General features: G+C 46.1%; 29 protein-coding genes and 1 riboswitch. Of the genes, 19 read left to right on the forward strand and 10 right to left on the reverse strand.

Annotation, left to right across the window (positions count from 1 at the left end):
• Window positions 1-4 precede the first annotated feature (4 nt).
• The 4 genes from K7G97_RS07385 (at window position 5) to sstT (ending at window position 3760) form a co-directional block, all read left to right on the forward strand.
• Window positions 5-877 carry a carbohydrate ABC transporter permease gene (locus tag K7G97_RS07385; protein ID WP_029341502.1) on the forward strand — a complete coding sequence of 291 codons (873 nt, stop codon included), beginning with the start codon at window positions 5-7 and terminating at the stop codon, window positions 875-877.
• A gap of 10 nt (window positions 878-887) precedes the next feature.
• Window positions 888-1715, forward strand: a complete 828-nt coding sequence (locus tag K7G97_RS07390) for a carbohydrate ABC transporter permease (protein WP_058705285.1) — start codon at window positions 888-890, stop codon at window positions 1713-1715.
• A gap of 145 nt (window positions 1716-1860) precedes the next feature.
• Entirely contained in the window at window positions 1861-2169 is a 309-nt protein-coding gene (locus K7G97_RS07395; RefSeq protein ID WP_223041810.1) for a hypothetical protein, read from the forward strand.
• A gap of 319 nt (window positions 2170-2488) precedes the next feature.
• Window positions 2489-3760: a serine/threonine transporter SstT gene (gene sstT, locus K7G97_RS07400; RefSeq protein ID WP_223041811.1), complete on the forward strand. Its 1272-nt coding sequence runs from the start codon at window positions 2489-2491 to the stop codon at window positions 3758-3760.
• 76 nt (window positions 3761-3836) lie between these two features.
• Here sstT and K7G97_RS07405 read toward each other — a convergent pair whose 3' ends face one another.
• The 3 genes from K7G97_RS07405 to K7G97_RS07415 all read right to left on the reverse strand — a co-directional run bounded on the left by K7G97_RS07405 (window position 3837) and on the right by K7G97_RS07415 (window position 5600).
• Entirely contained in the window at window positions 3837-4223 is a 387-nt protein-coding gene (locus tag K7G97_RS07405; RefSeq protein WP_223041812.1) for a hypothetical protein, read from the reverse strand.
• A gap of 160 nt (window positions 4224-4383) precedes the next feature.
• The gene (locus K7G97_RS07410) at window positions 4384-5160 is read right to left on the reverse strand and encodes a phosphatidylserine decarboxylase (protein ID WP_223041813.1); all 777 of its coding nucleotides are present in this window, start codon (window positions 5158-5160) and stop codon (window positions 4384-4386) included.
• Between the two features lie 128 nt (window positions 5161-5288).
• The gene (locus K7G97_RS07415) at window positions 5289-5600 is read right to left on the reverse strand and encodes a DUF2834 domain-containing protein (RefSeq protein WP_223041814.1); all 312 of its coding nucleotides are present in this window, start codon (window positions 5598-5600) and stop codon (window positions 5289-5291) included.
• A 191-nt stretch (window positions 5601-5791) separates the two neighbouring features.
• Between K7G97_RS07415 and K7G97_RS07420 the strand changes: the two genes are divergently transcribed.
• Both K7G97_RS07420 and K7G97_RS07425 read left to right on the forward strand, forming a co-directional pair.
• A complete protein-coding gene (locus tag K7G97_RS07420; protein WP_223041815.1) occupies window positions 5792-6631 on the forward strand; it encodes a hypothetical protein in 840 nt (279 codons plus the stop codon).
• Window positions 6632-6712: 81 nt separating this feature from the next.
• A complete protein-coding gene (locus K7G97_RS07425) occupies window positions 6713-7264 on the forward strand; it encodes a TetR/AcrR family transcriptional regulator (RefSeq protein WP_223041816.1) in 552 nt (183 codons plus the stop codon).
• Window positions 7265-7373: 109 nt separating this feature from the next.
• Here the strand turns inward: K7G97_RS07425 and K7G97_RS07430 are convergent, their stop codons facing one another.
• A complete protein-coding gene (locus K7G97_RS07430; RefSeq protein ID WP_223041817.1) occupies window positions 7374-7712 on the reverse strand; it encodes a winged helix-turn-helix transcriptional regulator in 339 nt (112 codons plus the stop codon).
• A 145-nt stretch (window positions 7713-7857) separates the two neighbouring features.
• Here K7G97_RS07430 and K7G97_RS07435 point away from each other — a divergent pair, with 145 nt between their 5' ends.
• Window positions 7858-8382 carry a nitroreductase family protein gene (locus tag K7G97_RS07435; protein WP_223041818.1) on the forward strand — a complete coding sequence of 175 codons (525 nt, stop codon included), beginning with the start codon at window positions 7858-7860 and terminating at the stop codon, window positions 8380-8382.
• 34 nt (window positions 8383-8416) lie between these two features.
• Window positions 8417-8614, forward strand: a complete 198-nt coding sequence (dmpI, locus tag K7G97_RS07440) for a 4-oxalocrotonate tautomerase DmpI (RefSeq protein WP_223041819.1) — start codon at window positions 8417-8419, stop codon at window positions 8612-8614.
• Between the two features lie 95 nt (window positions 8615-8709).
• Here the strand turns inward: dmpI and K7G97_RS07445 are convergent, their stop codons facing one another.
• A complete protein-coding gene (locus K7G97_RS07445) occupies window positions 8710-9285 on the reverse strand; it encodes a LysE family transporter (protein WP_223041820.1) in 576 nt (191 codons plus the stop codon).
• Here K7G97_RS07445 and K7G97_RS07450 point away from each other — a divergent pair.
• Complete coding sequence (locus tag K7G97_RS07450) at window positions 9278-10156, forward strand: LysR family transcriptional regulator (RefSeq protein WP_223042003.1); 879 nt, start codon at window positions 9278-9280, stop codon at window positions 10154-10156. The two genes, K7G97_RS07445 and K7G97_RS07450, sit on opposite strands and share 8 nt — an antisense overlap.
• On the opposite strand, the gene K7G97_RS07455 is transcribed toward K7G97_RS07450, so the two are convergent.
• A complete protein-coding gene (locus K7G97_RS07455; RefSeq protein ID WP_396133873.1) occupies window positions 10148-10399 on the reverse strand; it encodes a hypothetical protein in 252 nt (83 codons plus the stop codon). The genes K7G97_RS07450 and K7G97_RS07455 overlap by 9 nt on opposite strands.
• 76 nt (window positions 10400-10475) lie before the next feature.
• Here K7G97_RS07455 and K7G97_RS07460 point away from each other — a divergent pair, with 76 nt between their 5' ends.
• Window positions 10476-11750, forward strand: coding sequence for an alkaline ceramidase (locus K7G97_RS07460; protein ID WP_223041821.1), 1275 nt, complete (start codon window positions 10476-10478; stop codon window positions 11748-11750).
• 260 nt (window positions 11751-12010) lie between these two features.
• On the opposite strand, the gene K7G97_RS07465 is transcribed toward K7G97_RS07460, so the two are convergent.
• Entirely contained in the window at window positions 12011-13645 is a 1635-nt protein-coding gene (locus K7G97_RS07465) for a gluzincin family metallopeptidase (RefSeq protein WP_223041822.1), read from the reverse strand.
• A 431-nt stretch (window positions 13646-14076) separates the two neighbouring features.
• A riboswitch (guanidine-I (ykkC/yxkD leader) is annotated at window positions 14077-14177 on the forward strand.
• A 49-nt stretch (window positions 14178-14226) separates the two neighbouring features.
• Between K7G97_RS07465 and K7G97_RS07470 the strand changes: the two genes are divergently transcribed.
• From K7G97_RS07470 to K7G97_RS07500, 7 genes are all read left to right on the forward strand, one after another.
• Window positions 14227-15048, forward strand: a complete 822-nt coding sequence (locus K7G97_RS07470; protein ID WP_223041823.1) for an MBL fold metallo-hydrolase — start codon at window positions 14227-14229, stop codon at window positions 15046-15048.
• A 90-nt stretch (window positions 15049-15138) separates the two neighbouring features.
• Window positions 15139-15618, forward strand: a complete 480-nt coding sequence (locus K7G97_RS07475; RefSeq protein WP_223041824.1) for a DUF4825 domain-containing protein — start codon at window positions 15139-15141, stop codon at window positions 15616-15618.
• A 142-nt stretch (window positions 15619-15760) separates the two neighbouring features.
• Window positions 15761-16108, forward strand: coding sequence for a PadR family transcriptional regulator (locus K7G97_RS07480; protein ID WP_050677757.1), 348 nt, complete (start codon window positions 15761-15763; stop codon window positions 16106-16108).
• Window positions 16095-16817, forward strand: coding sequence for a permease prefix domain 1-containing protein (locus K7G97_RS07485; RefSeq protein WP_223041825.1), 723 nt, complete (start codon window positions 16095-16097; stop codon window positions 16815-16817). The genes K7G97_RS07480 and K7G97_RS07485 overlap by 14 nt, the downstream gene beginning before the upstream one ends.
• Window positions 16818-16827: 10 nt before the next feature.
• Entirely contained in the window at window positions 16828-17613 is a 786-nt protein-coding gene (locus K7G97_RS07490; RefSeq protein WP_223041826.1) for an ABC transporter permease, read from the forward strand.
• On the forward strand, window positions 17610-19091 hold the full coding sequence (locus K7G97_RS07495; RefSeq protein WP_223041827.1) for a hypothetical protein: 1482 nt from the start codon (window positions 17610-17612) through the stop codon (window positions 19089-19091). The genes K7G97_RS07490 and K7G97_RS07495 overlap by 4 nt, the downstream gene beginning before the upstream one ends.
• Window positions 19092-19103: 12 nt before the next feature.
• A complete protein-coding gene (locus tag K7G97_RS07500; RefSeq protein WP_223041828.1) occupies window positions 19104-19742 on the forward strand; it encodes an ATP-binding cassette domain-containing protein in 639 nt (212 codons plus the stop codon).
• Between the two features lie 51 nt (window positions 19743-19793).
• Here the strand turns inward: K7G97_RS07500 and K7G97_RS07505 are convergent, their stop codons facing one another.
• The 3 genes from K7G97_RS07505 to K7G97_RS07515 form a co-directional block, all read right to left on the reverse strand.
• Window positions 19794-20699 (reverse strand): TerC family protein, encoded by a 906-nt coding sequence (locus tag K7G97_RS07505; RefSeq protein WP_023468093.1) that lies wholly within the window; start codon window positions 20697-20699, stop codon window positions 19794-19796.
• Between the two features lie 228 nt (window positions 20700-20927).
• Window positions 20928-21878, reverse strand: a complete 951-nt coding sequence (locus K7G97_RS07510; protein ID WP_223041829.1) for a TIGR03571 family LLM class oxidoreductase — start codon at window positions 21876-21878, stop codon at window positions 20928-20930.
• An 11-nt stretch (window positions 21879-21889) separates the two neighbouring features.
• A complete protein-coding gene (locus K7G97_RS07515; protein WP_223041830.1) occupies window positions 21890-23092 on the reverse strand; it encodes an MFS transporter in 1203 nt (400 codons plus the stop codon).
• Between the two features lie 311 nt (window positions 23093-23403).
• Between K7G97_RS07515 and K7G97_RS07520 the strand changes: the two genes are divergently transcribed.
• Window positions 23404-23733, forward strand: coding sequence for a winged helix-turn-helix transcriptional regulator (locus K7G97_RS07520; protein ID WP_023468096.1), 330 nt, complete (start codon window positions 23404-23406; stop codon window positions 23731-23733).
• A 65-nt stretch (window positions 23734-23798) separates the two neighbouring features.
• Complete coding sequence (locus tag K7G97_RS07525) at window positions 23799-24416, forward strand: hypothetical protein (protein WP_223041831.1); 618 nt, start codon at window positions 23799-23801, stop codon at window positions 24414-24416.
• Window positions 24417-24457: the final 41 nt, after the last annotated feature.

Consider the following 24457-nt stretch of genomic DNA (forward strand, 5'->3'; position numbering starts at 1 on the left):
CTCCATGAAAGAAAAAGGATTCGTCAACCGCTACTGGCCCTATCTCTTCATCATCGTGCCGCTCTTACTTCAAATCATATTTTTCTTCATTCCCTTGGTGCAAGGTGTCATCTTCAGCTTCACCGACTGGACAGGGCTGACTAGCTCCTATCACTTCATCGGGATCGATAATTATATCTCGATTTTATCAGACACACGTTTCCGGGATAGCATCGGCTTTACATTACTCTTTACGATTGGTCTCGTCGCTGGTCAAATCGTGCTCGGCATCGCGATTGCTAAATTATTGAACCGTAAGATCAAAGGAGTCGGGCTGTTTCGGACAGCCTACTTCTTTCCTGCGGTCATCAGCACCGTGACGCTCGGCTTGATTTTTAAGCAGTTCTTCAACTACGGTCTCGTACCGCTCGGTGAATACTTACAGATTGAATGGCTGTCGCAAAGCTTGATCGCAAACGAAGGAACTGCCTTCTGGGGTCTACTCTTCGTTGCGCTTTGGCAAGGGGTCGCGATTCCTGTCGTCATCTTCTTAGCGAATCTTCAAAGCATTCCAAACGAGATTCGTGAAGCGGCGTCCATTGACGGAGCAAATGCATGGCAGACATTTAAAAAAATTGAACTACCTTTTCTATCGCCAGCGATCAGCATCGTCTTGATCCTTGCCATGAAGGCGGGTTTGACGGCGTTTGATTTAATCTACGCGTTAACGGGTGGAGGACCAAGTGGCTCGACGACATCTCTCGGACTACTCGTCTACAACTATGCGTTCAAAAATAACCAGTTCGGTTATGCCAGTGCGATTGCGATCGTACTGTTCATCATCATCGCGATCGTTTCGGTCATTCAAATCAATTCGTCCAAACGGTTCGAAGTTTAAGGAGGGCATCATGAAAAAAGATCGCATTCATATTCCGACCTATCTATTTTTATCCATCGGACTCGTATTGATTGCTCTACCGATGTATCTGACGATTTTAAATTCCTTCAAAGAAACGCGTCAAATCACCGGCGGATTCTTTGAATGGCCAGATCCATTCACGTTCAATAACTTCCAGCGTTTATGGGAGGATGGTGTCGTTCAGTACTTCGCGAACTCGATGCTCATCACGACTTCAGCGATCGCGTTGATCATCCTGATTGTGCCGATGGCTGCTTTTGCGTTGGCACGTACGATGGATCGGAGCCGTGTGTTTCAAGGCATCTACATCTTTTTAATCATCGGGATTTTCGTTCCGTTTCAAGTCATCATGATTCCAATTACTTCGATGATGTCAGGACTCGGATTATCTAGTAAATTCGGCTTGATTCTGTTGTATTTGACGTACGCGGTACCACAATCGCTGTTCCTTTACGCAGGATATGTAAAAACCGTCATTCCGAAAGAACTCGATGAAGCGGCAGCGATTGACGGGAGCGGGAAGTTCAATACGTACTTCAAGATCATCTTCCCGATGATGAAACCAATGCACGCGACTGTGTTGATCTTGAATGCACTCTGGATTTGGAACGATTTCCTCTTACCGTTGCTTCTGCTGAACCGCGATGAGTCAACTTGGACCTTACCTTTGTTCCAATTCAACTATCAGGGTCAGTACTTTAGTGATTTTGGTCCTTCGTTCGCGTCGTATGTGGTCGGCATCGTATCGATCCTCGTCGTGTATCTCTTTTTCCAGCGCCATATCATTGATGGGATGGCAAACGGATCAATTAAATAAGGAACTAGGGAAGCATGTATTTGACGCGCAAGTCGAATACATGCTTTTTGTATGAGGAAATAAAAGGAAAACAGAATTAGAATGAAGAATAGATTACGTGTTATAGAAGCGAAACCACAAAACATTGAAAAGAGGAAAAAGAGACATGGAAGTACAGTGGAACGATAAGACTATCCTTGAACTCATACTCATCGTCTGGGTGATCGGTGCCATCATCATCATCGTGAGTCAGGCGCGGAGTAAGAAAAGTTTGAAAGCCAGCTTGATTAGCGGAACGATCATCAATCTTCTTTATACGACGGGCATTTCATTACTGTGGTTTTACACAATTGCTGTCGATGGGATCAGTCAGGTGTTAGTCGTCTATTTCTTCGTCGGCATCTTTACGGTCCTTGAGTTTCTGTTTGTGATCGTTCTTTTGATCGTCAAACGCAAAAAATCGACTGTCTCTTGAGGAGTACAGTCAACACTCATAAATAAAGATTTAGTTTACATAATGAAGTAGAAGGAGGCATGTGTCTTCTTCTACTTTTTTTGTAATTATGCAATCGATTGCATTCGTATGCTCACTTAACATCCAGGAAAAGGAATCATATTTCTTGCAAAAAACTAGTTTTTATTTCACACGATTTATGCAAAAATAGAACACAACAAACTGCGAGAATTTTTAGAAAAGTGAATGACTAGACTATTCATCCTTTTGAGTAGAAGAGAGAAGTCATCGTTTTTCGAATTCTAAATAACTTATTTTTCGAAAGCCTGGAGGGGAATGTATGAAATTGTTGAAGATGTGGAACCAAATCAGTTTAGTGAAACAAATCGCGATTGGCTTGATCGTAGGGATTGTTTTAGCCGTCACGATTCCTGAAGTAGCGAGTTCTTTGACCATCTTTGGAACATTATTTGTTTCCTCACTAAAGGCAGTCGCGCCGATTTTGGTCTTTTTCCTAGTTATGGCTTCGATTGTGCAACACAAAAAAGGTCAGCAAACGAACATGAAATCCATCGTCTTCTTATATCTACTCGGTACATTCTTAGCGGGTGCGATTGCGGTCGTCGTCAGTTTCTTGTTCCCAGTGACGATTACACTGACAGAAGGCGCAGAGAAGCTGTCAGCTCCTGGAAACGCCATCGAAGTCCTTAAGAAACTTGTCTTGAACATGGTCGACAACCCCGTCAATGCGCTCATTCAAGCGAACTACATCGGAATTCTGACATGGGCGATCGTCTTAGGACTCGCATTAAAAAATGCTTCCGACACGACAAAAACGTTCATCTCGAATTTCTCAGACGGTATCGCTAAGATGGTCGGCTGGATCATCAAACTAGCACCCCTCGGAATCATGGGTCTCGTCATCGGTTCAGTCACAGAGAATGGAATTGGTTCTCTCGGTAAGTATGTAGGATTATTGGGCGTATTGATTGGTACGATGCTTATCGTCGCACTCATTGTTAATCCATTGATCGTATTCATCAACGTCCGTCAAAATCCATATCCGCTCGTCTTTAAATGTCTACGTGAAAGTGGCATCACGGCTTTCTTCACACGCAGTTCGGCAGCGAACATCCCCGTCAACATGGAATTGTGTAAGAAGCTCGGTCTCGATAAAGAGACATACGGCATCTCGATTCCGCTCGGTGCCACGATCAACATGGCGGGGGCGGCGATTACGATTACGGTTCTGACACTTGCTGCCGTCAATACGCTCGGGATTCAAGTCGATATTCCGACAGCCATCATCTTGAGTGTACTTGCTGCGATCTGTGCATGTGGAGCGTCAGGTGTCGCTGGCGGATCACTTCTCTTGATTCCACTTGCATGTAGCTTATTCGGGATTCCGAACGATGTCGCGATGCAAGTCGTTGCCGTTGGTTTCATCATTGGAGTGTTGCAAGATTCATTTGAAACAGGACTCAACTCTTCGACAGATGTTCTGTTCACAGCTACAGCGGAATATCGCAAACGCTTGAAAGAAGGCGAACGACTTTCGATTAATCGTCAGTCGATGAATGAAGAAGTAGCTGAAAAGGTCGTCAACGGCTGAGTAACTTCTCAACCATCATCATAATGTAAATAAGAAAAGGCATCCTTAGCTGAGGATGCCTTTTCTTATAGACAAATTAACCCTCTCCTAAAGCAACGTACTTTTTTAATTTCCCTTTGAAGCTGACTAGCAGAATTTCCTTTCTTTCCTTAGTGGAGTATAGGACGGTACCCTTAGAGAGTTTCGTAGCAGTCCCATTATCAAAATCGTCTCTATCCGAACTTCTTCTTTTAATTTCTCCGACTTTTTCCTTCTGAGTGACTTCGGTTTTTTCTGCCCATGCTACATCTGATTGGTAGATCGTATCATTGAATTGAAAAATGTCTGCTTTAGCATCTTCGCTCAATACTTCGGATGCCGTCGGTTTTTCACTAGTACTTTGCATTATCTCTTCATTATTACAACCAACTAATATCCACACAGCCATAATCGAGAAAGCACAAGTTAAAACGACTTTTTTCATGACACGACCTCTTTCCCATTTTGTATGTTATTCCATGCCGATACACGTTAACGTCAACTGCTTTTCACGGTCGCCATCCCATTGAATAGTGGTTTCCTTTAGTCTAGCAAATTCAAATGTTTTTCTTAGTCAGGAATCTTAACAAAAAGGGAATCCATTTTTATGGGATCCAGCGTCCGATCTGCTCCCCCATCTTGACGCGACGTTCAATGCCTGGTGCGAGTTCGACGGTGTCCGGTGGCAAGACGAGGATGACGGTCGAACCGAACGAGAAGTAGCCGAACTCTGCACCACGCTCCAGCAGGCGTCCTTGATGTGTCTGAACGATCGTATTGACGTTCAGCGCACCGACCATGACGTGCTCGATCGCTCGGTGATCGACTTGCAGACGCGTGACCCGACGATAGTTGCGTGTCAGCGGACGTTTGCTGAATCGTAGCCCCAGGTCATTGACGGGTGCCGATTCTCGCCCCAGTGTATAACTCGTCGTGATTTCGCCCGTGACTGGCGAGTGGACACGGTGGTAGTCGGTCGGACTCAAATAGAAAATTAAGGCGACTCCGTTCGCGTAATCCTGGGCGCGTTCGCTTGAGCCGATCAGCTCAGCAACGGTATAGTCTTGTCCTTTGATCGTAAACCGACTATCTTGCGTTAACGCCGGGACGATGGAGAGGACGGCGTCACTTGGACTGACGAAGGCATCCGGCGCGGTTGCGATTGGTCGCATACCAGGACGTAACTTGCGTACGAAACAATCGTGCAGCGAGGTAAACGAATCAACGGACTTCAGCGCTTGATCCGTCTGAATGTGATAGGTGCGAATGAAAGGTCGGATGAGTAGTTTACTAAAGCGACTCATTGCAAACCGTTTTAGTGCGTTCGCAACAACTGGTCGAGCATTTAAGTGGACGATCGTATCAAAGATGGCCTTCTTCATGAGGTAAAACTCCTTTAATGTGTAATCTACCTCTTAGGATACGGTCGAATTCTGTTGATAGACGGAGTCTTTTTCTTAAGTTTGTCTTAAGAAAAACACGTACCGAAGAGGCGGCACGTGTCAGAACGTCATGATTTTCGAGTCAACAAATAGAGTAGAGGTCCGAACGCACCAATTGCGAGGGTGATGATTGCCCAAAGCGGAAAACTTCGTCCGGTACGACGTGTATCATGACGGAGCCAAACGATGATGAAGAGGGCGCAGAGAATCAGGTCGACGAAAATCTGGAGCGTCGCCGTGTTTTGTGTCGCTTCCGCAAAGATGCCAAGTACACCAAAGTCAATGATCGAAAACGCAGTTAAAACAGCGAATGCGATCGTAATGATGAGCAATAAAGGTTTCGGGATGGTGTCTACAAATGAAACTTGAGATTCTTTCATGAAGGATCCTCCTTATAAATGTAGTGTTTACTACAAATAAATGTAGCATGTACTACAATCGAACGTCAATCGAGGATGTGTAGAAGGAAAGTTATTACCCTGATCCGTCAAATAACGAAATGTGATGCTGTTGAATTTGGTATAATACGGAAAAAGGAACGTTGGATGATGAGAAGGGACGGAGCGAACATATGAAGGTAAAGCGATTGCGAACAATCTTCGCCTGTAGTGCGGCTGTAGCCGTATTGATGAGTGGAGCGAGTATCGGAAGTGGAAGCAGTCTTGTCGAAGCAAAAGTGGTCCAGACGAAAAAAGCGTTCGATTATAAAAAATACCGTGCCGATCAATTGAAGGTCATCACGAAGTACGGCAACATCTTATCAGATCTTAGCTCCAAATCCCCAATCAAAATTCCTTCTTATTATCAAAACGAAGCATATCGGACTGCGGTCGAGCAGTATAATCCGAAAGTAGAAAAATACGATTCAGATAACGTGAAGGAGTCAAGAAACATCAGAGCGATGCGAGTCGATCTAAAAGCAGTCGATACATCGTCTGAGAAAAAAGCGTTCGATAAACGAATGGTCGCAATGAAAAAAGAAGTCAAACGACTCGTCAAGGTCGAGCAGGCATTAGCGAAGGAAAGCAAACCACTCTATCAAGAAGTCATGGATTACGAGCGACATCAAATGGAAGCATTCGTCGCCCAATATGGACCGATTGATCCAGCTTTGACGTTGATTAAATCACTTCCATACGTACAGGAACTCGAGCGAAAACTGATCAAGAAAAAAATCAGTAAGCAAGACCGGATCGAGCGCGTGGATCAAGCAGCAGAGGCGATGGTACGAGAACGTGAGACGTCGAGTGGGCGCGTCGGACCGGAGCGAGGGAAAATGACGATCTTGATTTACGAGAATAAATTCGAGGAAGCAGCAGCTGTCTTTGAAGAAGCGAAACAGCTGACGAAAGACGAGAACGTCCGACTGGATCTTGCTTTTAAGAAGATCATCAATCGCTATTTAAAATAGAGCATCCCTCGTGGATGCTTTTTTGCGTAGTGCCCGTTTCTTAAAATCGAGTATGATGGAAAGGGAAGGAGTCGATCGGATATGGATAAGTTTGAACAGAAGCGACAGGATTATACGCATCAGATCGCAAAAGCGACGTTAGCATCAAGCATCAAGGAGATGAGTCTGAAGAAGATGGCGACCGCTGCCGGGACGAGTGACCGGATGCTGATGCATTATTTCAAGGATAAACAAGACATCGAGACCTCAGTGTTGACTGCGATCAGTCAAGAACTGATTGATTTACTGCAGCAACCAGATTTAAAACTCGAGTTCACGGCATTCGTCCGCTTTCTACGTCAAGCAATCGATGAGCCACGAATCAAGCCATATTTGAATCTTTGGTTCGAGATCACCCACCTCGCAACGAGTCAGGGGGAACCGTATACGTCCATCACGCGGACAATCGGGGAGTCGTTCGACGATTGGATTAAACAAATATACGTGCCAACAGAGGGGGAAGATGTCGATCAGCAGACTGCGTTGCTCTTTGTCTTTACTGAGGGGCTCGTCGTCTTGAATAAAATTGGCTTACAAGAGCGGATGGATGCAGCGGTTGAAGCGATGGTCACACTGTACGATTCGCGACAATGAGTCGTGTGAGTGAAGCAACATCTGTATTTGATGAAATGAAACAGGCTCTCTATCGACACGAACAATTGCGTCGATAGAGAGCCTGTTTATATAGCAGCATCTTTTCTAGTCAGACATTACGATCGAGTTGGATGTTACCCCATTTTGCTAACTCTTGAACGGCAATCGAAAGTCCCATTCCATTCTCCGTCAACGAATATTCGACGCGAGGAGGGATGACATTATACTGAACACGGTTGATGACCAAATCCCGTTCCAGTTCTTTTAGAGACTGGGAAAGCATCATGTCCGTAATGCCAGGGATTTCACGTTTTAGTTCGTTGTACCGGACGACTCCGTTTAAAAATAGGGTTCTAATAATGTATGGCTTCCATTTTCCACCGATGATGTCCAAGCTCGTTTTGACTGGACAAATCTTTAATTCTTTTAATGGTTCATTCGTTGGCATGACGACGTTTTTCACTCCTTACTCAGTTTTTTCTAAGTGACTCATAAAAAACTGCATTCTTGTCGACGTTCTTTTTCGGTACTAGGATTATAGCATACACCGACGCCAATCGAAGATTACCGGTGATCGAAAAGGAGGCAACACCATGAACGCTATGGACGCAATCATAAAAAGAAAAAGCATACGTCATTTTACGACCGAGCAAATCAAAGAAGAAGAATTGAAGCAATTGATTCATGCAGCAAATGCAGCACCAATCAGTGGAGGAGGGCTGTCGGATTCGGATTCAGCCCGGCATATCACAGTCATTCAAAATCCAGCATTACTGGATACCTTATCAACCGCTGTTTCGAGCATAATACCCGTTCCGCAGCCGTTCTATGGAGCACCCACCTTGTTGATTGTCTCGGCACCGCAAAACAAATACCAAGCAGAGCAATTGGACGCAGCATTAGCACTTCAAAACATGTCGATTGCTGCGACGAGTATAGGACTGAACTCCGTCACGATGAACGGTGTCATCTACGCCTTGAATGCGACAGCATCTCTACGACAAGACCTTGATATCCCTGAAAATTATTCACCATTCATTGCCCTGGCGGTTGGATACACGGATGACCCATCTGTCAAAGAACGACATTTCCATGACGACAATGTGAGTTACCTTTAATTAATCAAATCTAACAAAAAAGGGGACGAAAAATATGCCACTCATTACAATCGAAATCGGACCGGTCACGAAAGAACAAAAAGCAGCGTTAGTCAAAGAACTTGTTACGAAAGCGAGTGAAATCACGAAAGCACCGGAGGAGAGCTTCTTGACCTTCATCAAGGAAAATCCATTCGATAATGTCGGAAACGGAACTCGATTACTTTCGGAAATCATGAACGAACGAAACTAAACACCGAATCATCCACGAGGATGCTTTTAGAGTGTATGAAAAGGACCGCGATTTCTTTCACTAAGAAATCGCGGTCCTTTTAGCGGATATCTCGATTAAAAGATCGTGATGGCTGAATACAAAATCAACGTACACATGATGACGCGAAACGCGACATCGTACTTTTGAAATAACGAACGAAACAGAGAGCCACTTCCTGCCCAAAGCAATAAGGCAATCCAACCGAGAATGATGGCATACGAAGTGTATTGAACGATTTCTATAGTAGACGTGCTATGCGGCAGAATGAACGTCGATAAAGCAGTTAAGAAAAAGAGGATACTCTTGACGTTGATGAGTTGGAACAACAGACCGGATAAAAATGTCGCTGGCACGGTATCGACCTGACTTGCTGTCTGTTTTGGGAAACCAATCTTATAGGCAAGGTAGACGAGGTATGCGGCACCGAGCCACTGAAGAATCGGTTCGATCATAGGTAAGGCCGCTTGTAATACTGTCGTCCCTAATGCGCTGATCAACCCGAGTATCATGAACCCCAGTAAGATTCCGGTATTAAATCGCCAAGCACCACGAAAACCGAAGTGGCTCGATTCATGCATGACTAACAGATTACTTGGTCCAGGTGTAATGGACGTAATGATGACATAAGATAAAAGAGCAACAATATTCATAAGAAAACTCCTTTTCTTGAAGATCATTGAGACAGGGAGTTATACGGCAGCTGCGAGTGAACTTGGCTACACGCAATCGACAATCACGTCCCATATGCAATTGCTCGAGCAAGAAGTAGGCGGTGCTTTGTTTTTCTATGCCAATCGTACACTTCAGCTTACACCTTTAGGTCAGGAAATCATCCCGTTAGCTGAAGACTTACTAGCGACACATGAGAAAATTAAGTCGATTCAACAACAGGATTCCTTTGAAGGCGTCTTGAAAATCGCTGCGCCAGAGTCACTGACGATCTCTCGTCTTGGTTCCGTCTTACAGACGTTCATGACAGCATATCCGAATATCAACATCATCTTATCGAATGGAACTTGTAAGGAAAATCAAGACGAACTCTTACATGGACGGGTCGATGTCGCCTTGATGCTGTATCCAATGTTTTCCGCTGAACGTTGTACGCATGATGTTTTGACAGAAGAGAAGATCGTCATCATTGGTCATCCGACGATGCCGGATCATTTTGACGCGATTCGATCTTCCGCGGACACATACGTCTATCTGACGAATGAAGACGGATGCAGTTACCGAATGATGTTTGAGGCGTGCGTCAGCAACCAAGACATCTCGTTTCAGACACAGGAATTGTGGAGTATCGGGGCAATCAAGAAGATGGTGATGAACGGTCTGGGTTTTGCTGTGTTACCGTATGTGACGGTAGCAGATGAAGTGGAAGCAGGTGCGATAAAAATCATTCAACATGATGAGACGTTTGAACCGATGTATGCCCATCTGCTTACGAAACAGTCGAAGTGGGGCTCACCCGTGACACGCGCGTTTCAGGAAATCGTCCTCGACCAATTCATGAAGTCAAAATGAATCGAGTATCTCGACCCAAACTTGATAATAGATTTCTTCATCGAGGTGAACCGTTGCCGACCGTACACGATAGTCTGGGTTTTCCGCTAAATAAAAAGCAAGAATCGTCGCGACTTTAAAGTCAGGGGTGCAATATCCGGTGATTGAACGACCATGAATCTCATTCGTGATCGAGTCCGCCCAAACTTCGGCTTCACGAAATGTCTCGAACTGAATCATCTCTTCCTTCCAACGAATCGCCATCTGCATGTCCTCCTCTACTGTAGTTAATGTTAGTATATGGAAGAAATAGTGTGTTACTCAAGGGGGAACGTCAGACATGAGTCGTTTTGGAATACATCAGGAAGTAATCAATCCGCCGCTCGGTGCCGCCTTCATCGGTTATCACCGAGAAGAAGGTGTCGCGAGCATACACGATCCGCTATATGTCACAGCGAGCATCTTTGAGAGCGAGCAGACGACATCGGTTTTCGTCAGCATCGATAACATCGGGTTGCTCGTCGCAGATACCAATATCATCCGTGAAGGCATCGCGGACCGGCTAGACGTGTCGAAGGAACAGGTCACGGTCGTCTACACGCATACGCATTCGGGACCAGCGACAGCGGGAACTGAACCGTTGACCGTCGCCTATAAAACGATCTTGACGCAACAAGTGATCGTTTCTGCCGTCAAAGCAAGCGAAGCGATGCAACCGGTCGAGATGGGTTGGGGTGTGACGTCCGGAAAACTCGGCGTCAACCGACGAGAGAAAAGGAATGGTCACGCGGTGATGGGGACGGATCCGCTTGGGATGACGGATGACCGAATCGGCACACTGTTGGTTCGCCGTGCCGATGATGCGAGTCTCGTCGGAGCCTTCGTTTTCTGTACAGCGCATCCGAACGTCTTGAAATCAGACAGTATCGTCTTATCCGGTGATTACCCGGGCGTCGCTCGAACGATCCTCGAACAGGCACTCGGTTGTCCAGTCGTGATCATCCAAGGGGCGACGGGAAACGTCAATGCGAAATATCGCGGTGACCTAGCAAGTCTACAGAAGATGGCGTTTGCTTTAAGTGGATACGTCTTGACGACGATTCCAGACGTATCGTTTCAACCGTTAACGCAACACCGGATTCAGTCTGTGATTTATCCGATGCGCTTAACCAAAGTACCGGTTGCGGACGTATTGCAAGACATGGCGACTTACGCTGAACAGACATGGGGCGTCAGCGCAGCACGCTGGTTGGCGTACGTTCAAGAGCAATCGGGAACAAGACTCACCATCCCTGTCGAAGTTCAATTGTTTGAACTAAATGAGGGTTCGTTCTCAGGCATCCCGATGGAGCCGTTCTGTGAGACAGCGCTACAGATTCAACAGATGCGTCAAACGGAACTCGCATTCTTCGGAGGATATACGAACGGTTACATCGGTTACTTGCCGACTGCGGAAGAACACCCGTATGGTGGGTACGAGGTGGCAATCAATCCCGTCGTCTACGGTCCTGTGACGGGTCTATGGATGCCACCTGTACCGGAAACGGCAAACGGCATCGTGAGTCACATCCGACAACTCTATGAAACGAACAACAACCCGGCTTCTCTCGTCTGAGAGACCGGGTTGTTATGATTACGATTTGATTTTTCTGATGATCCAGAATAAAGCGAAAGCGATTCCGCATGTTAGGAAGATGAATAAAAAGAGCAGAATGAGTAAGTTAGACATTTGTAACATCAAAAACCTCCGTGAATAGGTATAACATTATTTTCGAACGAGTCGAATGATATTAGGGTAACATACCATTTATGGAAAAAACGGCTTACAAAAACGGTTTTGCAGATTTTTCTAAAAAATGGGTATGTTCGAAAGACCTATGAGCGATTTAGATGGAACTCTGACCGAACCGTTTGAAGTGCATGCTGATAGAGTTCCGTTAACGAACAGTCGAGATGACGACGCACCAATCGCTCCATCATCAAGGTGCCACCGTCGCGTAATAGCGCAGGTAATACCGATTCCGTCACTGACTTGGAATCGATCGACTGGATGCCAAGGGCGAGGAGATATCCGAACGTATACGGAAAATTATAGAATGGTAAATCGGTCACGTAATAATGCGGAGTCCATATCCAGGCGCTACGCGGATGGTGCAACTGGAGTCCACCGAATACTTCATCATAGGTATTCACCATCAAAAGAGAGAAATCGATGTCCTGTTGTTTTTGGTGCGCCTCATATAGCTGCTGCTCAAATAAATAACGGACATCAAGAATCAAAACGTTCATCATGCTGCGGCGAATCCGTTGGTTGCGAACATCTTCTTGCAAAGCAGCGTCCCCAATCTGATCGAGATGATCAAGGACAAGTAACTCGGCGAACGTCGATGCTGTCTCAGCGATTGACATCGGATAACTACGCAAGAGGGATGGAGCACCGTGCAACACTTGATTGTGATAGGCGTGTCCTAGTTCATGGGCGAGCGCAAGTAACGAAACGAGACTCTCGTCATAGGCGATCAAGATGCGAGATGCTTTGGAAGTTGGAAACGAAGCGCAAAAGGAAACACCATGTTCTTGATCTGGAATGACTTGGATCCATTGTTTCTCGAAGCACGATGTCGCGAATGAAGCCATCTCGATACTCGTAGAAGCAAAACTATCGATGATAAGACGACAAGCGGTTTCCCATGAAAACCGTTCTGTACTCTTTTGATGCCACACATCATAACTGTTCCAGGATGTCGCTTGCGTCAGCTGTTGCATGGCAGAGTGAAGTGACTGACGTTCTTGTCGTACAGTCGTCCACATTTCTTGTAAATCCTCGACCTGTAGATGATTCGCTGTTGCTGCGACATGCAGCAATCCCTCCGTCGTCGGTGCGAGCTGTTGAAATCGGATCGAAGCGATTTCACGATAGAGTTTTTCGAATTCATCTTGCTGAAGTCGACATGCTTCCTCCAATCCGTCAAATCCAGCTCGACGAATCACCGGATCAGCATGACTTCTCAATTGAATTGCCTCTGATAGCGACAGTGGTTCCTCGCGTTCTTCAATATGTACTTTTAATCGTTGTGTTGCAGCTGCGTATCGTTGTCGCAGTGGTAAAAGATCTGCGACAACTTCAAGCGGTGGTATGTTTCGCCAAAAGTGAAACAGTTCGCTTAAAGAAGCATCTGTCACATCAAGTAGGATCTTGTCGAAGACATCGATGGAAGCTTCGTGTAAGTAGCGGTGAAACGCATCTTTAGCTTTCATAAAACGTTTTTTATAGTCATGAAGTTTCTGTAAGGGCCATTCTACCGAAGGAGAATCGACACATGTGATGTACGAATCGAGTTCAGAGCAGAGAGCGAGTCCATCTCCTACTAATGTACAGCGAAGAAGCGGATATTGATGAAGTTCAAATGTATCAAGTCGATACAGCATTTCGTCCATCTGTTCGAACTCATCGTTAAATCCATTTGAAGGGGTGACAGGCGTTAAATCCCAAGTGAGGGGAAGTGACATGTGCAATGCATTCCTTTCTAAACAAATTGACGTATCCAAATCAGTTTTTTTCCTTATAATGGTAGTATAACCTAGTGCTGAAAAGTATGAAAACGAATCCTACAAAGCATGAATAACCAGTGATGAGTGAGGTAGAGGCGAATGAAGAAACTGATCGGAACAATCGTGACGGTGTATCTCCTGTTGAGTGTACCCTCGCTGTTAGGAATCGGACGCGTCATTGATTGGGTACCTGAAGCAACAATATTGTAGATCATTCATATGACGGTCGTGGAAGCTTTAACAGAGGACTTCTTCCTGAAAAGTATGATCTCAATCACGATTAGTCTCTTTATCCGAACCTTTTTAATCAAGCGAACATACACATGATGCCATCATCTTTACCTTGTCACATGGCGTTATTCGTTCGTATACTTAGTTCAACTACATATCAATTGGTTTTCTAGGGTTCCGTAGCTATCAGCTGGACTGGTCCGAGAGAAAACGTATGATTTTCGAATCATATACACGGAAGGAGAAAAGCCTGGGAGATGTCTTCACGACGTCCCTCGGGCTTTTCTCATGAAGAGGAGGAATAAAACATGAAAGTTTATGAACAAGGAGCAGTAACCATTTACCAGAGCGCACTTTGGAAAACGACGAGCACGATCTACGAGGGTGAACAATTCATTCTGCTTGTCGATCCGACATGGTTGCCACAAGAGGTCGAGGAGATTCGAAGCCATGTCGAGCGAATCCGCCGAGAACGGCCATTGTATCTTTTATTCACTCACGGCGACTTTGATCATATCATCGGCTACGGTGCTTTTCCGGATGCTCAGGTCATTGGAAGTGAGAAGATGCAGCATCATCCGAAAAAAGACTATAAGTTAGGGTTGATTGCTGACTTCGATCGCGAATATTATATCGATCGCTCGTATCCGATCACGTTTCCGACGATTGATCATGTCATTTCAAGGAATGGTCAACAGTTGATGATCGGAGAGACGACATTAACGTTCTACTTGGCGCCTGGGCACACCCCAGACGGGCTCTTTACTGTCATTGAACCAGCAGGTGTCTGGATTACAGGTGATTATCTATCGGATTTTGAACTACCCTATTTATTTGATAGTGCCAAAGCGTATCTGAAGACACTGGACCAAGCAGAGGAAATCGTTGATCGTCATGGCATCACTTTACTGATTCCCGGTCATGGTGCCTGGACGACGAATCTGAATGAGATGAGAGAACGGACACAGCAAGGGCGCGCTTATCTAACGCGATTAATCGAAGCCGTACGGATCGACGATGCCTTGATGATGGAGCAAATCGGGCAAGAAATGGACTATCCGTCATCCTTTACAAGAGAATGTCATCAAGAAAATATCGCAATCATTAAGAAGGAACTAGCATTCCTGTAAGATAGGGGGAAATTTCCATTGAAATGTGAAACTTTTAAAAAATGATTACGTTTATTAGGTATAATTGGTCTACTAAAAGGAGAAGGTATGATGAGAACGGGAACGGGGACAATTGCTCTAGTGAGCGGCATGTTGATACTCGGAGGTTGCGGAACAGCGGCAACACAAACCGATGTATTTGATCAACAAGGTACATATTTAGGAGATAACAGTAACGTACGAGACATCGTCCAACAGCTACCTCATGGCGATCAGTTAAAGAAAATGGAACTGTCGACGAAGGATAAACCGTATCAACTCACGTTACGTTATGCTGGATACGAAGAAGGACAGGTCGAACAAAAAAGTAATCGTACGGCAATCTACAATGCAACAGCACTGTTCACATTGATTCCGAATGTCGACCACGTCAACATGACGATCGAGGATGCTTCGTATCACTTTACGAAACAACAGCTGCGCGATTGGTATGGAAAAGACTTTACGGCGTACGATAATGAGAAAACACTTAAGGCGTTCACGAAGCCTTTTATCGAAGATTCAAAGAAAGTAAACGACTTATTGAACTAAACCGACTGGGCACGCTCTTAAACAGGAGCGTGCTTTTTGTTGATTCATTCCCATAAGTTGTAAAAAGTACTTTGCATTACAGAGTAATTCAGTTTATCGTTAAGGTGCTGATACATCCAGAATAAGGAAGGGGTTGGACGGGATCGAGATTGATAAAGAGTTATTAAAGGGGCATGTCGACACGATCATCTTGTCGTTGCTGAACGAACAAGACCGATACGGGTATGAAATTGCGAAGACGATCCGGCAAACGTCAGACGAGCAGTTCGAACTGAAAGAGGCGACACTCTATTTGTCACTCAAGCGACTCGAGAAAAAAGGGTTCGTCACATCCTATTGGAGTGACGAAGCAGCGGGCGGCGGACGGCGTAAATATTATACGCTGACGCCTGAAGGAAAAATCCTTCTTGCGAAAAAGCGACGCGAATGGCGTTTTCTGAAGCAACTACTCCCGAAGTTTCTTGAAGAGGGAGACGGTGCGCTTGAATAAACTCGATCATTTCGTCCGTGACTTGTATCAAGATGCGGATGTGACGGATCCGGAAATCATCGACGTCATGGAAGAGGCGCGAAGCCATCTCGAACAATCGATGCGAGACTTGATGATTCAAGGTTACTCAGAAGAAGAAGCGACGAAGCTTGCCATGTATCGCTACGGTAGCAAGGAACATGTCGATCAGCTCTTGACGTGGGTCTATCGAAAAGAGCGGACGTTCGCTTCGTGGTTGCTCCGCATCGGAATCAGCATCGCCGCTGCGACGATATTGTTCTTTATCGGCACGATGATATTGAGCCAGCATCAGTCGCTCGCCTATGCGGATGCCTTTTATGGCAATGAACGCTCAATCGAAGCGTATGAACGTCTTCTAGAAGATCATCTGTTGCTGGTATCGATTTCCGGACAAGACGCGGCGTCATCACGTGATTTCACCATTCATAAATCGATATGGTTACCGGAGTTGTTCATTTCACACGGCATGTATCTGATTGACGAACAGCACCTGACGACGACAGAAAGCTTTGACGTCACGAAATTCGGTGCCGTGCTCGCGCTGATCGGCATGACGATCTATCTCGTGACATCGGTCATTTGGAGCATCATCAAGCTCCATCATGCAGGACGATTGCATCTATTAAGTATCGTCTCAGTCGTATTCTTTAACGTCCTGGGTTATTGGTTTTGGGCATTACGAAAATAGGAGGGGTCATATGTTGCAGCAAATCAAGCTCATTTGGTCGCAAGCATTCACGGTGAAACGATGCGTGTTATATCTTCTGATCATTCTCGGGTTACCGGTGCTTCAATTCAGTTTCATTTATGAAGGCTATCAGTTCTTCTTACCGATCGAAGTGTTCGAGGAGACGCTATCAGGAACGATCCCGATGCTGTTTCCGGTACTAGCGGTCTTAATTTTCTTGCCAATCTTCATCGCTGAATACAAGGATAACTATCTGACATATGTCCGAACGCGTGCGAGTCTAAAGGATTATCTTCTTGCGGTCGGTTTCGTCAATGCGATGCTGACAGGAATCGTATTCTTTTTAATGACAATCGTGACGTTCGTTCTCATTCATTATGTCGAACCAATCATCGGTCTCGTTGACTATTGGTCTCTCAGCGAAAAGACGTATGAGACCTCAAATGCATTTTCGTTCTTGGCGGACATTCATCCGTTACTCTATGCCGTCCTCTATGCTGCTTGGATTGGACTCAACGGAGCCGCGTATGCGACGCTTGCTTATCTGTTGATTTTGGCGCTCGAACAAGTCTATCTCGCAATTTCGTTACCGTTCGTCGCTTATCATATCTTTAATTTCGTTGCGGGTATCATGCAAGCACCACAGTTCTCGCCCATCAGTACGGTCTTTCCGTTCAATATCACGGAACAACCGCTTTGGACGGTGTTCGTGCCGTTTGCTATTTTGATCGTCGTTAACATCACGCTCTATCTAACGATGATTCGACCGAAACCGGAGTGGATCTTCCAATCATGAAGAGGACACGAAACATTTCGATTGTACTTAACAGTCTATTCCTCCTCGTGATCAGCTACGTCGCATGGTATAGACGACAAGAAGTTCTGTCTGAGGCACAAGAATTCGGCAAAGACGTCAACGCGTGGGACATCACATTTGCGATTCAAAATGATATGTACCTAATCCTCTTTTTCCTGATGCCGTTACTGCTGTTCCTCTCGTTTCGAACGATTGAACAGCAGTATGAACCGACGATTTTGATTCGGGTTGGCTCATTTCGGAACTGGGTGTACTACTCGACAAAACGGTATGTACGCGCTGTTCTGACACTGTTCGGATTCGTCTTGTTGCTGAGTCTTCTTAGTGCTAGCGATCAACCGTTTACGTTGCAGTGGAGTCCATACAGTCAACTCGCAACAAGTGGTAACATCAGTCATTATCTCATTACGACTTTCCATTCGCCCCTGTCAGTGATTTTATTACAACCGATTTTGTGGTTGCTTACGAGCATTGTCCTACATGGATTGATGTGTCTTATGTTTCTGTTGCACGAAAAGCGTAATGGCTTGTTGCTACAGGCGGCAGGAGTAGTGATTTGGTGTATCATCGGTTTCAAATCATCGTTTGGAATCGGGATGTTCTTGTCACCCGCCACGTACTTCTCTGTCGGGGCTATATCCTTCAGGATGCAACCCTGGGTGGCACTCGTTGGTCTCAGTCTTGCGATCGCACTGATCTATCTACTGGCACAATGGATTCAATCGCTCCGTCAACTATTGACTTTGCGAAAGGAGTTATTACCGTATCTCGTCTATGCGATGCTTGCTAGTCTGTACATCTTCCTCAGTAGTAGTCGAGCGTCAACTGAGCTGCAAACGATTGGTGATTTGTTCGTCGTCGTGTTTTACGGTGTCAGTGCGGAGGACAGTTCGTTTCTCCAACTCGTGTCGCATCTGATCCTTTTCTTCGGACTCGCTTACTTAAGTCAATTGCGTCTGCAGGATCAAATGACGGCAATCGGACCATACACGTGGATGCGTTACCAACGCCTCGAGAAATGGGCACTGCATGTCTTCGTAAGGGAAGGGCGTTTTTATCTACTTGCTCTCTCACTTCTGATCCTCGGAACGATTGTAATCGGAATGCTGCAAGGCGTATCGCTATCGCTTTCGACTAGCCTTTTATCGATTTCAACGATGCAATTGTTGCTGCAACTGATTGGCATCTCGATGTTACAATTAATGCTTTATTCTCTTTTCAGCTTCATCTTGCTGTGGCAATTCCCAGATGGATACGCGATGCTCGGTTTGTTCGGCGTCTTATCGGTTTTCTTACTGCCCAATTTCAATCAGTATGGCATCTTTCCGTCCGGATTGAATGGATTCGCCCAGTTGCAGTCGTTTAGTCTGACACATCTCTTGATCGTTTTGTTGATCTATGTTGGGCTTTCACTTGTCTGGTTATATGTTCTGTTTCAAAAAAGCATACGAATATAAGGAGGACGTATCATGGAAATGATCAAGCTCGAGCAGGTCACGAAAGGGTATCAAGGTAATCTGCTATTCGCAGACGTCGATTTGACGATTCAAAAAGGAGACATCGTCGGCATCACGGGACCGAACGGTTCAGGAAAATCCGTCTTATTCAAGATGATTTGCGGCTTTATCCATCCGGACGCGGGAACGATCACCGTCCGGAATGAACAGCTCGGTCCGACACGACGCTTTCCGGAAAACGTCGGCGTCATCATTGATCGTCCGGGTTATATCGCCCATAAATCAGGGTTTGAGAACTTAAAGCAACTCGCAGCGATCCGAAAAGTGATCACAGATGCTGACATCGAACAAGCGATGCGGACCGTCGGCTTACAGCCTGGCAATCGTCAGAAGGTCAAACAATATTCGCTCGGAATGAAACAAAAGCTCGCAATCGCGCAAGCCATCATGGAACAGCAGGACATTTTGATCTTGGATGAGGCATTCAATGCACTCGATCACGATAGTGTCTTGCGTCTGCGGGAACTTTTGTTGTCGTTCAAAAAAGAAGGGAAGACGATCATCTTGACGAGTCACAATCAACAGGACATCGATGTACTTTGTGACTCTGTCTACCGGATCAATCAAGGTCGGCTCGAACAGGTCGGCTAACACAAACAGGGAGTGGATCAACGGATCCACTCCCTGTTGCATTACGATTGATTATTTTCCTGGCTTCGTCTTGTAGAAGCTGTAGAAGACGCTGATCAAGATGACGAGGACGATCGTACCGAGTGACATCCAGATCGGCATTTTGTAGACATCACCGAGAATCATCTTCGCTCCGATAAAGACGAGCATGAAGCTAAGACCGTGTTTCAAATAGTAGAAACGATCGATCAAGTTCGCGAGGACGAAGTAGAGACTACGGAGTCCGAGGATCGCCATGATGTTCGCATAGAAGATGATGAACGGATCACGCGAGTACGCGAAGCTTGCTGCAACGGAGTCGACGGCGAAGACGATATCCGATACTTCAATGAAGAGTAGAGCAATCAAGAGCGGCGTGAAGAACAGTTTCCCATCAATTCGTTTTGCGAACTTACCAGACGAGATGTCTTGCGTGATCGGTAAACGTTTCTCTAGCCAACGAATCGTTTTGTTTTCTTCGAGCGACGTCTCTTGACCGATGTTTTTATACATCATCCAACCCGTGTAGACGAGGAACGCTCCGAAGATGTAGTAGACCCAAGCGAAGTTCTCAAGCAACGAAACACCAGCGACGATGAAGATGACGCGGAAGAAGATTGCACCAAGAATACCCCAGAATAAGACTTTGTGCTGGTACTTCAATGGAATCGCGAAGTATGCGAAGACGAGTGAGAAGACGAAGACGTTATCAATCGCGAGAGCCTTCTCGATGAAATAAACGCTCGTATATTCGATCGCAGCGGAACTTCCTTGATCGAAGTAGAGCCAGCCACCGAAGGCGACGGCAATCGCGATCCAGACGAACGTCCACGTCCAGGCCTCCCGAAGCGAAACTTCATGTGCCTTACGATGGAAGACTCCAAGGTCAAGGGCGAGCATGATGAAAACGATGGCTAGAAAAGCAATGAGTAGTGTCAACAGCGCTTCCTCCTTTAAGGTAATTGTTATCTTGAATTTATTATAAGGTCATAAGAACTCAAAAGTAAAGAGATAAATGTTCGGAATGTGCAATTGGTTAAAAAACAATCCCCGAAAGTGGACGAATGTATTCGACGTGATGTGCAAAGAAACGACATGAAACCCAGTTCCGAAAAGGGACTGGGTTTCATGTATATTACTTTTAATTATAAAGTGATTTTTAAGGCATCATGATAAGGGAGGAAAATGCGGCAAGACGTACGTTCCGAGTTCATCGATGACATCTTCCGCTGATCGCTCACCGTCGAATAGGGCGAAGAACAGATGATTGACGCCAAGCTCACGATACAATTCCAGCAACTCGATCAGTCGATGGCGTCCGATCCGAAAACCGAGTCGAATCGGTGTCGCTTCTTCATTTGGATCCGCGGATAAATCAAGATGCATCGGCATCGAAAACGGACGAAACGTTGTATTACCGGCTGCTTGACTCGCTGCACGCCATTGTTCGATGGCACGTGCTTGTTCGAACGGTCCTTGCGGATAATACATCCAGCCGTCGCCGTTTTTTGCGAGCCAGTCCATATCCTGCTGTGCGAAACCCGTGATCATCGTCGGGATTTTTTTCTTTGGTCGTGGCACGAGTGTCGCGCCACGGACTTCCCCATACGTCGAATCGATTTGCGGATAATCTTCATATAAAGCTTGCTCCATCACTTGCAGTGCTTCCTTGAACTGAGCACCACGGCTCGGATGATCGACACCGAGTCCATGGAAGTCGGCTTGCCGGTCACCGGACGAGACACCGAGAATCAAACGTTCCGGGAACAACGCATCAATCGTCGCGACTTCCTTCGCAGAGCGTAACGGATGACGGAGCGGCAGGACGAGTGCTGACGTTCCGAGGGCGATCTGTTTCGTTTGGCTGAGGAGATGCGTCCCGTATATCAGCATGTCATGAATCTGTCCGACAGCCGGATCAAGAAAATAAGGATCCTTTAATAAAACGTCGCGTAACCAGAGGGTCGTAAAACCATAGTTCTCTGCTTTTTGTGCGAGCTCGACTTGATTGGCAAGCGTCGGTGTTCGCATCTTGAAATTCTCGAGCGGGACGTGGAGACCGAGCGTGAGCTCGCCCTCCCGGTACATCCGCTGATAACTTTTATGATCGTAAAACATAGTAGTCCTCCTTATTGATGTTCGAGACGACGCGAGACACCTGTCAAGATGACGGCAAGAATGACCATGATCCCGCCGACCCATGGCGTGTGGACGAGACCGATCGTATCGGTGACGAGACCACCAATCGTTGCTCCGAGTGCGATCCCGATGTTGAAGGCTGCGATATTCAAGGCAGATGCCACATCGACTGCTGCTGGGACATATTTTTCAGCCAACTGAACGATATAGAGCTGGAGTCCAGGGACGTTCATGAACGCAAGGAGTCCCATTAAGATGATACCGATGATACCGGCGACCTTGAACGGAATCATGAACGAGAGGGCGATCATGACGATGGCATGGATGATGAACATATAGAACAACGCTTTGATCGGATTACCGTTCGCGAGTTTCCCACCGACCGTGTTCCCGATTGCGACCGCAATTCCGTAGACGAGCAGAATGATACTGATCAAGCTCGGACTGATTTTCGTGACGTCCTGCATGATCGGTGTCAAGTACGTAAAGGCGACGAACGTTCCACCGTAACCGAGGGCAGTGATCAAGAAGCCAAGCATCAAGCGTCCGTTCGTCAACAATTTGAACATGTCGGAGAACTTAGCAGGTGGTGATTCTTTCAAGTCTTTTGGAATCAAGAAGAAGCTTGCGATGATCGCAATGATACCGAGTGCAGCAACCGCGAAGAACGTCGCGCGCCAGCCGAATGATTGACCGATGAATGTTCCGAGTGGTACACCTGTGACCGTTGCGACTGTCAGACCCGTGAACATCAAGGCGATGGCACTCGCTTTTTTATGCTCCGGTACGAGCTGGACGGCAATCGTCGCACCGATTGAGAAGAAAACACCGTGCGAGAAGGCGGTGATGAAACGAGCGACGATCAACAATTCAAACGTCGGTGAAATCGCGGACACGAGGTTACCAGCGATGAAGACGACCATCAATGCCATCAGTAACGTTTTCCGATTCATCCGGTTCGTTAGTGCTGTCAAAATCGGAGCACCGACGGCGACACCGATCGCGTAACCAGAGATGATGAGACCAGCGAGTGTGATACCGATATTTAAGTCACCAGCGATTGCTGCGAGCAGTCCGACGGGAACGAATTCCGTCGTACCGATACCAAATGCGCTGATTGCTAAGGCAAGTAGGGCAAGTCCGCCGTTTCTTGGGACCTGTTCCTCCTGGATCTGTGAGTTTAATTGATTCATGGGGATTCCTCCTAAAGATGATTTCAGTGGGGATCGTGTCCGGTGGGCCCGACCAAACATGATCCGATTGACATGAACCCAGCATAACCGGGGTGTTTTATTTCGGGAAGTACGTACTTTAAAGTGCGATAGGCACTAAAAAGTACCCTACTCCTTTATTTAGATACAAGGTCTAAAAGGAGGTTGTACTTTCCGTTGACAATTGCTATCATATAGCCAGCTAATCTGTTTGGGAAGTACGCACTTTCAAGTACGATAGGCACTAAAAAGTACCTATGCCCTTAACGGAATCACGAAAGGATGGAACATATATGCCATACAATATCCCGGTCGAAGCAACACTTGAAGTCATCGGTGGAAAGTGGAAGGTCGTCATCATGTGTCATTTGATCAAAGGCGAGCGTCGGACGAGTGAGCTCCGCAAGCTGATGCCGACAATCACTCAAAAAATGCTGACGCAACAATTGCGCGAGTTAGAAGAAGACGGCGTCATCATCCGGACGGTCTTTGAACAAGTCCCACCGAAAGTCGTCTATTCGTTATCCGAGTACGGCTGGTCGCTGAAGCCGATTCTTGACGCGATGTGCGCATGGGGAGAAGGACATATCGATTTGACGGGTGGAGAAGTCGTCTCGTCATGACGAACAAAAGTGAGTCTCGCTCGAGGCTCACTTTTTTGAATACATATACAAGGTGGGGAAAAAAGATGGAGCAATCAATCGTTCAGTTCGATTCGATTACAGTCAGTTTTGAGGATAAAGCCGGCAGGCGCCAGTCAATCGAGGAGTTTGCACAAGGATTCGAGCATGGCATCTTATTTTTCGGTCATCCGCCGGAAACCAATAATATCAAAGTCGTCCTTGATTTGAAGACGAACTTTGGTGAACGGACGTTTCGATTTAACTTTTGCCGGATGGACCGGGCAATCGGCCATTATCTAATCGATGGGTTGGTCTGGAAATGGGTCATCTTGTGGGAATGGTATTACCAGGAGAGTTATCAAACGGGTGAGTCCTACCATATCAATCGTCCAAAGGAAGGACTTCGTGATTTTTATCGACAAATCGATGTACAAAATGAGACCTGTTCGAATGATTATTTAGAGTCAGGCATTCACGAGGAGGACGTATCGTGTACGGATAGTTATACAAATTTTGAGAACCTAGATTGGGTCACCGAAGGAGATCCGATTAATACATTAGAACGGATGCGGAACCAAGGTGTCTTTTTCGAGTATTATTTTAAAACCTGGATTGATTTAGAGCATTCATTGCCCGCGATTCGACGCGTCATGGATGAATTGTATGCACATACACCTGAATAATGCTTAATCAAATAAGCACCGCTCCCTCTGTCATTGACAGA

Source organism: Exiguobacterium acetylicum, assembly GCF_019890935.1.
Classification (GTDB): Bacteria; Bacillota; Bacilli; order Exiguobacteriales; family Exiguobacteriaceae; genus Exiguobacterium_A; species Exiguobacterium_A abrahamii.